Raw genomic sequence first — 9,859 nt, 5'->3', positions numbered from 1 at the left:
GGAGCATGCGCAAGGCTGACGAGGGGGGGGGTGGGTAACCGGACCATGCGCGCACCCCGCGAGAAGCCACGTGTGATCGCTTCCAAAAAAAGTGCCCGAACGCCTGCGATGTTCTTCGCGCAGGCGTTCGGGCGCTTCAACGCATGTACCTTGGACTCGCTACTGTCGGATGAAGTCCCCGTCCGGTGAAGGGGCCTCCTCCTCGAAGCGGCGCACCTCCATGTGCAGATCATGCTTGTCGCGCAGCGTGGCGATGGTGTCCATCATCGGGGTCGCGTGGTGCACGTCGAGCGCCTCCCGATCACGCCACCGGTCGATCAGGAGCAGCTGCTCGGGATCTTCCAAGCCCAGGAAGTACTCGTAGGCCTCGTTGCCGTCCTCAGCGCGGATGGCCGCCACGGTTCCGGAGGAGAGCATCTCCTCCGCATAGGCCCGTGCCGCACCGTTCTTGCCGCGGTAGATGATGTTGACCGTGATGCTCATGGGATCCTCCTTGTAGATCGCGAACCGCTGGACCCGGTGCCCAGCATCTGATCACCCCGTCTCGACGTTCCTGGCAACGAGAGGCGCCGGCGCATCCGCCCTTAGAACTCGGCGTTGCCCACCGTGCGCGGGTGCGGGATGACATCGCGGATGTTCGACACGCCAGTGAGGTACATGACCAGGCGCTCGAAGCCCAGGCCGAAGCCCGCGTGCTTGCAGCTGCCGAAGCGGCGCAGATCGAGGTAGTACCGGTACTGCTCGGCGTCCATGCCCAGCTCGGCGATGCGGCGCTCGAGCACGTCCAAGCGCTCCTCGCGCTGGCTGCCGCCGATGATCTCACCGATGCCCGGCACGAGGCAGTCCGCAGCGGCCACCGTCTTCCCGTCGTCGTTCAGGCGCATGTAGAAGGCCTTGATCTCGGCCGGGTAATCGGTCACGAAGGTCGGGCGCTTGAAATGCTGCTCGGTGAGGAAGCGCTCGTGCTCGGTCTGCAGGTCGATACCCCAGGACACCGGGAACTCGAAGACGTGGCCCGCTCTGACCGCAGCCTCGAGGATCTCAATGGCCTCGGTGTAGCTGACGCGCGCGAAGTCCGAGCTCGCCACGTGATCAAGGCGCTCGATCAGGCCCTTGTCCACGAACTTGTTCAGCATGGCGAGCTCGTCGGGGCAGCGATCCATGACATCGCGGATCGCGTACTTGAGCATGTCCTCAGCGAGGTCCATGTCGTCGGCGAGGTCGGCGAAGGCGATCTCGGGCTCGATCATCCAGAACTCGGCGGCATGGCGCGCGGTGTTCGAGTTCTCGGCGCGGAAAGTCGGACCGAAGGTGTACACGTCGCCGAAGGCCATGGCGAAGTTCTCGGCGTTCAGCTGGCCGGACACCGTGAGCGAGGCACGGGTGCCGAAGAAGTCCTGGCTGTAGTCAACCGCACCGTGATCATCGAGCGGCGGCGTAGCCGGATCGATGGTGGTGACGTGGAACATCTCGCCGGCGCCCTCGGCGTCGTTAGCGGTGATGATCGGCGTGTTCACATAGAGGAATCCACGATCCTGGAAGAAGCGGTGAATGGCCGCCGCCGCAACGGAACGGATGCGGAAGACCGCGCGGAAGAGGTTGGTGCGCGGGCGCAGATGCTGCTGGGTGCGGAGGAACTCGACGGTGGCGCGCTTCTTCTGCAGCGGGTAGTCGGGCGTGGAGGCGCCCTCGACGCGGATCTCGGCAGCGGTGAGCTCGAAGGGCTGCGGGGCATCCGGGGTGAGCTTCACCGTGCCCGTGGCCACGAGGGCCGCAGAGACATTCTGGTGCGCGATCTCGTCGTAATTGGCGAGCGCGTCGCGGTTCATGACGATCTGGAGGTCCTTGAAGCAGCTACCGTCGTTCAGCGTGACGAAGCCGAAGTTCTTCATGTCGCGGACGGAGCGAACCCAACCGGCGACGGTGACGGTGGCGCCGGCGAGCGCCTCGGCGTCGGCGTAGAGCTGGGCGATCTTGGTGCGATCCATGCATGCTCCCCTTGGTGAGGGGCCGAAGGAGCAGGGGACTTTCAATCCCGAGGTCCAGGGGCCCTGCGTTGTTGATTCGTGCCTATGATAGCAGGGGCGGCCTGCGGAACAGGCTCACCCGACCTCCGATTTGCCCGCACGCCAGGCTCGCGGCGTCACCCCGAACTCCCTGAGGAACATCCGGGTGAAATAGCTCTGCTGCGAGAACCCGCAGGCATGTGCGATCGCACCGATGGGATCGCTGCCCTGCCGCAACATGGCGGCGGCCGTTTCGAGACGGTACGCGATGAGGTACGTCACCGGGGAGCGGCCCGTGTAGCGCTTGAACAGGCGCGCGCAGGTGCTCTTGCTCACGCGTGCCGCGGCGGCGATGTCCTCGAGCTGCACGTTCTCGGAGCTGTGCTCGCGGATGAAGGAGATCATCGTACGGACCACCTCGAGGTTGGCGTCGATCTCAGTCTCCCCCGTCCCTCGCTCCGAGAGGGCGAGGAAGAGCCCGCGGAAGATCTGGTGACAGCGGGCGATGGCCTCCAGCTCGAAAGCGGGCGGGCGCTCAGCGAGCAGCATCTCGAGCTCGTCGATCTCATGGCGGAGGCGCGCCGTGGCCTCGCGGTGACCGGGGAGCAGCATGTGCTCAAACGCGGGGTTCTCAAGCACAGGGCGCACATAGGCGTCGAGGATCGCCGGGTTCTGCACCAGCACGTCGGTGCCCACCACAAGCGTCCGCGCAGCCCCCTCGGTCTCGCCGTCACGCATCAGACGGTGGAGCTGCCGGCGGTTGATGAAGCAGAGGTCGCCTTTCTCGAGCTCGAACGCGTGTGCATTGGTCTGGCACCGCATGCGGCCGCGCGTGACGCCGACGACCTCGATGGCACCGTGCCAATGCGCGAGCTCACCCATCTCCCCAAGGGCCCGCGCATCCTCGTATTCAAACTCGATCGGCAGGTCGATTACCCCGTTCATCGCCCCTCATCTTTCTACAAATGTCTGTATTTGAATATATAATACAACTAATTGAGCATTATTTACTAGTATCTGATTTGAATGTACTTCATCATGCTAGTTGTTAAGGACAAGAACGGATGAAAGGACATCCCATGAAGAGCACGATGAACCAGTTCCTGTCAGACCTCGTCGTCGAGTATCACAAGCTCCAAAGCTTCCACTGGTACGTGAAGGGTCCGGATTTCTTCCAGGCCCACGAGCAACTTGAGGAGTATTACGACGGGATCCATGATGTCATTGACGATGTGGCTGAAGCCATGCTGATGGAAGGCCTCGAGCCCGTTTCGAAGATGGCCGACTTCATCGCACTCACGAAGATCGAGGAGGCCCCGGGCACGTTCGTGACCTCCGCTGAGGTGTTCGACGCCGTCGAGGCCGATTTCAAGCACCTGCTCGCATCCGCGAAGGCCGTGAAGGCCGCAGCCGAGGAGGCCGGCAGCGACCTGGTGGCCGCCAAGGCCGACGGCTACATCGAGAGCTTCTCAAAGTCGATCTGGATGATCGGCCAGAGCCGCCGGTAAGATGCGGTCGAACGAACGAAGGTGCCTCTGCGCAGCGCGTTGGGGCACCTTTGCGTTGGAGGTCGATCGACCAGCATAAAGAGCTTCTGCGTCTCAGCCATTTCACAGTGATCCGCACGTCAGGTCAGCACCTTGAACCCCATGCAACCCCGACTTCAGCCAGGGAAAAGCTCACGATACCGTTGCACGAAGAGCTCGTACAACTCGCTTGAATTCGCGGTATCGCTGAGTTCTCTAGCGAGTCCGACGTGAGAATCGATCATGGAGAACAGCTCATCGAGGGCACGCGCCTGTATCTCGTTATGCGGTGATGCGATCGCCATGACAACGCGAACTTCCACATTCTCGCCAAACGACTCAATCTCCAACGGCTCATCAAGGGTGATCAGCGTTATTGAGAGCGAATAGGAGGGCCGTGGAAACCCATGTGGCATGCATATGCCGGTGGGGAGCACCGAAAGCTGCCCATAGTCGTCACGGATTTTGTAAACGTCTGACAGCCAGGTCGACGCCGCCTCCCCCTCCCCGAGCAGCACCGTGGACGCGCGCCGCACTGCCTCGTCCCAGTTCGCGCAATGCACCCTCGCAAGGGTCCGCTCCCTCCCCAGCGCGTCGAGGAGCGATGGCTGGCCACCACTGACCACCACGGGTGGGAGCCTGTTATCCAGCAGTTTATTCAGGTCGCTCTCCAATGTCGACGCATCATGCACGGTGCAGTGGCGATGGATGATTGAAAGGACATCCTCCAGGCGGACATGCTGGCCTTCGCTGCGCCACGGTGAAAACGCCTCAATCTTCCGTATATCGCTTATAGGCAGCATCGGGTTCACCTGAATCACAGGCAGGGGCAGGGGAACGGGAACCTCCACAGTCGTGAGGATGATATCGGCACCGTCATAGCGGTGCTCTATCGCTTGGAACACAGAGATCTGCTCAATCACATGCACCCATGGCAGCCGCCGCTTAAGCGCACTTTTCAACAGGGCAACCGTTCCATAGCCATAGCCATAGCCGCAGATCAAAACCGCTGAGATTCCAGAATGGACCGGTGCGGTCTCCTGATGCCCCAGCGCGGCAGCCGCATACATCGCGATATAGGCGATTTCATCCGGACTCAGCGCGACACCGAACTTGGAAGAAACGTCTGCGAAGATCTCAGTGCATGCGCTAAATACAACCGGATACTGGGCTTTCACGGCATCAAGAAAGGGATTCCGCACCTGATCGCCCGCATGGGCCCGTGCGATGGCGGATCCCAGGTGCAGGCGGAACAATTCCAAGAGGTGGGGGTCACGCCCGAGATCGACTCCGAGCGTCTCAATTATCCGCTGCAAGACATATGTTGCGATGCGAGTTGACTCAATTTCCCTTCCCGGCGGCTCTCCAGCTCCGGCACGCTCCATGGGATTTGGCAGAAGCGCTGCCAAAGCCCCCGCTTCCCTGGCTCTAACACCGTCTTCGAGCCCATCACCTAAAACCGCCCGCACGAGTCTCTTGCAGATGCCCAGAACGCGCTTTGAAGCGAACGACGGGGCCGGGGCCTCTTGGAGCATCTTGCCCTCGGACATCCGCTTGCACGCTACGGAAATCCTCACAAGTGAAGAGATCAGCTCATTATCTGCAGGGCGCGTCTCATACGTCTGAAACGCCTGCATCGCCGCCTCGACGATCAACTCCATCGTGGGCGCCTCGATGATGTTGTTCAGATACGCGAATGGGGTCGGCTTTACCAGCAGATGAGTATGCCCTCGCTCCCGCACCAAGACCGCAAGCAGCTGCTCCTCCAGAATAATGCTCAGCAGCACCCGGCTGAGCACCGACCTTATCTCAGATTCGGGCGAGATGACCGAAATCCCCCGCGTCCTTCCCTCCATGAGCCTCAGTCCCCAGCTCGCAAGTTGCTTGCGGGCTGCGGACAGATCGCGAAGGCACGTTGAGCGGCTCACCCCGAGCTGCTCTTCCCACTCCGCGATCGTGTGCGACGCCTGCCCCGCGAGCGCCGCAATCGCAACCGCCATGCAGCGCTCTTCCGCGTCCTTATAGTGCTGATCTGGCCCGATGTGCGCGTCCCACTGGTCGAGGATCTCCACCACGCGCTCGCGATGTACAGGTGCCAGAGCAAGCCCTGCGCCTGGAACAGTTTCTATGGAGACACCGTACTGCGAAAGAAACAGGCGCAGATCCGAAAGATCGTAGCGGGCGGTTCGCTCACTCACGCCCACATGCTCAGCAAGCACCCTGACGGGAACCGGATCTGCGCTGAGATGCAGCCGCTTTAGAATCTCGATGCACCGGCGTGATACGATCCTCATCGATTGCTCCAATCGCTCGTATCACGCGATTCTATCAAGCGTCTTGCGAACAGGGTCTAGGAGGCCCGAGAGACNGATCGCGGGTCTGTATGTCGCGGATGAAGGCGAGGTCGATCACGGGGTAGCAGAGGACCGCCGCATCGGGGCGGATCTGCTCGGGGCGCGCTTGGGCAAGGGCCGCGAAGGGCCCAGTCTTCCATCCCGCGGCGAGGGAGGCCGTAATGAAGCCGCCCGCCGAGAAGCCCACGGCCACCACGCGCTCCGCGTCGACGCGCCAGGCGGCGGCGTTCTCCCGGACCGTCGCGATCATGCGCGCAAGATCGACCTCGGGGCTGGGGTAGGCGACATCCCCCGACTCGCTGGTCACGTAATCAAGTACGAAGGCCTGGTAACCCTGGGCGAGGAACGCAAGCGCCACCGGCTCCTGCTCATGCGGGGCGATGTGCGTGAAGCCTCCGCCGCCGCAGATCACCACGGCTGGATGCGTCTGGGCAGCCGCCTCTGGCAGCTGGTCGGCAAGGTAGGCGGTGTACGTTGCTGGATGGTCAGGGGTGGGCTCGTCTCCCCAGAGGGCATGGCGTTCGATGATCACGGGCGCTCCGATTCTCGCTGCGGTTCAATTGTTTGGGATCCCCTAGGATAGTCGATCGAACCGCCTCGGAGCCCCTATGCGGCGGGCTCCAGATAACGTGCGCGGAGCTCGGCGATGTCAGCCTGGTCAAGGCCCAGGGCACCGGTGATGTAACCCAACATGCCGCCGAACTCACGATCCGCGGCGCCCCAGGCCGCATCGATCAAGCGCAGGCTCGCCGGCGCGTCGATGGTCAGCTGGCGTGGCGCATACAGGTTCGTGGCGAGATAGTCGGCCTCGATATCGGAGCGCGACACGCCGAGCGCCGCCTCGATGAGGACCGACGCCATGCCGCAGCGGTCGCGACCGACGTAGCAGTGCCAGAGCGAGGCATCCGCATCACGATCGAGCACGGCGCGGAGGAAGGCGCGGTAGCCCTCGATCCCCGCTTGATTGAGCAGCAGATGTGGATAGACAGCCTCCATGAAGACCACGGGATCGTCCTCCTCGCGCGCCTGCCGCTGGGCGCGCTCGAGCCGCGCCGCCTGCTCCTGCGTGATACCAGAGGTTTCCTCACGCAAAATATTCGCGTGGACATAGGAAGCGTCCGGGAAGAACTCCATCGGATCGGGGACCTCCGCGAGCTCGGTGTCGTTGCGAAGGTCCACCACGAGGCCGAGCCGGTACTCGTCACGCAGGCGCTTGAGATCGTCCGTGGAGCCGAATCCCAAGGCGCCCGACCGCAGGAGTCGGCGCGGCTTCACGCGTCGACCGTCCACCCCGATGAGGCCGCCGAGGTCGCGTGTGTTCGGGAGTTCTTCGAAGTCGATCCGCCCGTAGGACTCGCGGCCCTGCGGTCCCGGCTCGTCAGGCACCTCGACGCGCCTGGTCCCGATCATCTGCTCTCGCATGCCGTGCCTTTCTGCTGTATCTGTCATTCATCACATTCTGCCCACACCCGTGCGCTCCCACCACAACAGCGTGTACGGATGCGGTCATCAACAGGAAAAGTCCAAGGGGAACTGCGAGCGCGAGCGCGCGCCGGGCCTCGGTGTCGGAAGCCCGCGTTTTATCGCCCAGCACCCGGCGCATGACTCCGCCAGTCCATATCGACCCGGAAACCTACTTTCAACCGCACTCTCATGCAAATCACCTTTGGGACGACCTTGAGATGACGTTTTGGTCCCCTCCCCTGCACGCGGCCGTGCTCCGATGCCCGATGCAACGGCCCGCTGGCCTGCGGGGCGTTCAAGGCACCATGGGCGCGAAAACCTACTTTCGACCGCGCCTTCATGCAGATCGCCTGCGGGACCGCCTCGAGATGACGTTTTCCCCATCCCAGGCACACCGCATAGCCGCGCCCCGCTGCGGCTGGTCTGAGCCGGCCGCGTACGCGCGAAAAACGGCGGCCCGGGGAGACCCCCGAACCGCCGCTCAAAACGAGCTTTGTCGTTCAACCTTACGCCTCGAACGGCACGACCTCCGCCACCGCGTCCTTCGCAACGATATGCGCGTCACCGTTGTCGATGTCGACGAGCACGTAGCGGTCGTTGCCCATGCCCAGCTCCTTCATGGCTGAGAGCTGGCGCAGGCCGTGACGCGTCTCGATGCGCTCCACGAGCTCATGCTTGTCCTCCTCGCGCATCGCGTAGAGCGCGTCGACGCAGGCCTGATCGACCGCGAGGATATCAGTGGAGGCGAAGATGCCCACATTCGGGGTGACCACCGGCGCCGCCGCCACGCCCATGCAGTCGCAGTCGACCGACATGTTGCGCATAACGTTCACGAAGCAGATGTTCTCACCGAAGCTCGTGACCGTCGCCTTCGCGGACTCGCTGATGCGCTCCATCAGCTCCTCGTTATCGATCGACCACATGTCATCCGAGCCCTCGATGGTGTGAATGCGCTTCTTTCCGATACGACCGTCGGCGCAACCGATGCCGATGTTCTTGTCCGAACCGCCGAACCCGCCCATCGGATGGCCCTTGAAGTGCGTGAGGACCACCAGCGAGTCATAGCTGGGCATGTGCGAGCCGACCGACATGGTCTGCTGCCACTTCCCGCCCTCGATGGGGAGCTCGACGGTCCCCTCCTCGTCCATGATGTCGACGTGACGGAAGTTCCAGCCGTTGATCTCGAGCGTCTTGCGGTGCTGCGCGGTGGTGTAGCGATCCCCTTCGTAGTAGGTGTTCGTCTCAACGATGTTGGCGTCCGCGAGCTCGGACTCCGTATCCAGGAGCTCGTGCACCCACGGGGCTGGGATGATGTTGGGCCCGTGGGGCTCACCGGTGTGCGGCTTGACGCCCACCTTACCGGTGATGTGCGCGTTCACACGCTCATAGGCGTGCTTCAGGCCCTCGGGCGAGAGGTCGCGCGTGAAGTAGACGACCGATTCCTCACCGGTGCGCTCCTCGTAGGGGAGGTACACGTTTCCATCAGTTGCGGCAACGGGCTTTGTCATAAGATCCTCCAACGTTGAATGTAAGGAACATGATGTCTTTTACCCGCATCTGCCCGGTAGTGCAGTGCTCAGGGCGGAAAACCGGCCATGCACGATGCCGATTTTCGCTCTGCAGGGCAGCATGTCACTCCTGTCCTGTCGATAAGATTATACGAGACATACTGTCTCTAACACAAGGACGTCGGATTATTTGTTACGATAGGGGTTCGTTTGAGAGGAGACCTTGTGGCAGAGTATCAGCGGGCCCGCTCGCCTGAGCAGAAGGCGGAACGCATGGAGGCCATCATGGATGCGGCTGAGGGGCTCTTCGCCGAGCTGCCCTACCACGAGATCAACATGGGGCTCATCGCGAAGGAGTTGGGATGGTCCCGCTCAAACCTGTACAAATACGCGGCAACCCTGGAGGAGGTCTTTCTCGCTCTCCACAGTCGGGCAAATGAAGCCTATATCGCTGAGCTCATGTCATCGCTCCCCGCGGTGCCCTGTGACGACAGGGACCTCGCCCGTGTCTGGGCCAAGGTCACCGCTAAGCACCGCGCGTTCCTCCGCTATCAAGACATCCTGATCGCGATCATCGAATCGAACACCTCGCTCGAGCGCCTGGTTGATTTCAAACGGACCCTCACCGAGATCTACGCCCCTCTGACAGACCTGCTCTCCCGGCAGACAGGTTGCTCCCCCATCGAAGCCCGCGAGCTGTACCTCCGCCTCATCTTCCAAGCGCCAAACCTCTACAGCCACCACCATCCGGCCGGGCGCTCCGCTGAGGCAATCCAGATCGTCGGCATGCCGCCGGCCCCGGGGACGTTTGAGGATGCCTACGCCGACTTCGTCACCATGTGCCTTGCATGGGTGCGGGAGCATGCGCAAGGCTGACGAGGGGGGGGGGTGGGTAACCGGACCATGCGCGCACCCCGCGAGAAGCCACGTGTGATCGCTTCCAAAAAAAGTGCCCGAACGCCTGCGATGTTCTTCGCGCAGGCGTTCGGGCGCTTCAACGC

The 9,859-nt window shown here is 62.5% G+C and carries 9 protein-coding genes; 2 read left to right on the top strand and 7 right to left on the bottom strand.

Annotated features, from left to right (window positions below; genetic code table 11):
* Positions 1-159: 159 nt before the first annotated feature.
* From CAP13_RS02130 to CAP13_RS02120, 3 genes are all read right to left on the bottom strand, one after another.
* A complete protein-coding gene (locus CAP13_RS02130; RefSeq protein WP_085830014.1) occupies positions 160-483 on the bottom strand; it encodes a putative quinol monooxygenase in 324 nt (107 codons plus the stop codon).
* A 101-nt stretch (positions 484-584) separates the two neighbouring features.
* Positions 585-1,988 (bottom strand): asparagine--tRNA ligase, encoded by a 1,404-nt coding sequence (asnS, locus tag CAP13_RS02125; protein ID WP_085830013.1) that lies wholly within the window; start codon positions 1,986-1,988, stop codon positions 585-587.
* Positions 1,989-2,102: 114 nt separating this feature from the next.
* Entirely contained in the window at positions 2,103-2,951 is an 849-nt protein-coding gene (locus CAP13_RS02120) for an AraC family transcriptional regulator (protein ID WP_085830012.1), read from the bottom strand.
* Positions 2,952-3,085: 134 nt separating this feature from the next.
* Between CAP13_RS02120 and CAP13_RS02115 the strand changes: the two genes are divergently transcribed.
* Positions 3,086-3,514, top strand: a complete 429-nt coding sequence (locus tag CAP13_RS02115; protein WP_085830011.1) for a Dps family protein — start codon at positions 3,086-3,088, stop codon at positions 3,512-3,514.
* 155 nt (positions 3,515-3,669) lie between these two features.
* Here CAP13_RS02115 and CAP13_RS02110 read toward each other — a convergent pair whose 3' ends face one another.
* From CAP13_RS02110 to CAP13_RS02095, 4 genes are all read right to left on the bottom strand, one after another.
* Positions 3,670-5,826, bottom strand: coding sequence for a BglG family transcription antiterminator (locus CAP13_RS02110; protein ID WP_085830010.1), 2,157 nt, complete (start codon positions 5,824-5,826; stop codon positions 3,670-3,672).
* Positions 5,827-5,860: 34 nt separating this feature from the next.
* Positions 5,861-6,418 carry an alpha/beta hydrolase gene (locus CAP13_RS02105; protein ID WP_085830009.1) on the bottom strand — a complete coding sequence of 186 codons (558 nt, stop codon included), beginning with the start codon at positions 6,416-6,418 and terminating at the stop codon, positions 5,861-5,863.
* A gap of 74 nt (positions 6,419-6,492) precedes the next feature.
* Positions 6,493-7,308 carry a tyrosine-protein phosphatase gene (locus tag CAP13_RS02100; RefSeq protein WP_085830008.1) on the bottom strand — a complete coding sequence of 272 codons (816 nt, stop codon included), beginning with the start codon at positions 7,306-7,308 and terminating at the stop codon, positions 6,493-6,495.
* Between the two features lie 548 nt (positions 7,309-7,856).
* A complete protein-coding gene (locus tag CAP13_RS02095) occupies positions 7,857-8,858 on the bottom strand; it encodes a DUF362 domain-containing protein (protein ID WP_085830007.1) in 1,002 nt (333 codons plus the stop codon).
* A 225-nt stretch (positions 8,859-9,083) separates the two neighbouring features.
* On the opposite strand from CAP13_RS02095, the gene CAP13_RS02090 reads away from it, so the two are divergent.
* Complete coding sequence (locus CAP13_RS02090) at positions 9,084-9,734, top strand: TetR/AcrR family transcriptional regulator (protein WP_085830006.1); 651 nt, start codon at positions 9,084-9,086, stop codon at positions 9,732-9,734.
* The last annotated feature ends 125 nt before the right edge of the window (positions 9,735-9,859 follow it).

Source organism: Collinsella vaginalis (assembly GCF_900176655.1).
Classification (GTDB): Bacteria; Actinomycetota; Coriobacteriia; order Coriobacteriales; family Coriobacteriaceae; genus Collinsella; species Collinsella vaginalis.
Note: the sequence above shows the minus strand (reverse complement) of the source record. Positions and strands in the feature narration are given on the sequence as shown.

Excerpts from the sequence above, each read along its gene's own strand:
- CAP13_RS02130 (WP_085830014.1), bottom strand. The coding sequence starts at position 483 with ATGAGCATCACGGTCAACATCATCTACCGCGGCAAGAACGGTGCGGCA.
- asnS (WP_085830013.1), bottom strand. The coding sequence starts at position 1,988 with ATGGATCGCACCAAGATCGCCCAGCTCTACGCCGACGCCGAGGCGCTC.
- CAP13_RS02120 (WP_085830012.1), bottom strand. The coding sequence starts at position 2,951 with ATGAACGGGGTAATCGACCTGCCGATCGAGTTTGAATACGAGGATGCG.
- CAP13_RS02115 (WP_085830011.1), top strand. The coding sequence starts at position 3,086 with ATGAAGAGCACGATGAACCAGTTCCTGTCAGACCTCGTCGTCGAGTAT.
- CAP13_RS02110 (WP_085830010.1), bottom strand. The coding sequence starts at position 5,826 with ATGAGGATCGTATCACGCCGGTGCATCGAGATTCTAAAGCGGCTGCAT.
- CAP13_RS02100 (WP_085830008.1), bottom strand. The coding sequence starts at position 7,308 with ATGCGAGAGCAGATGATCGGGACCAGGCGCGTCGAGGTGCCTGACGAG.
- CAP13_RS02095 (WP_085830007.1), bottom strand. The coding sequence starts at position 8,858 with ATGACAAAGCCCGTTGCCGCAACTGATGGAAACGTGTACCTCCCCTAC.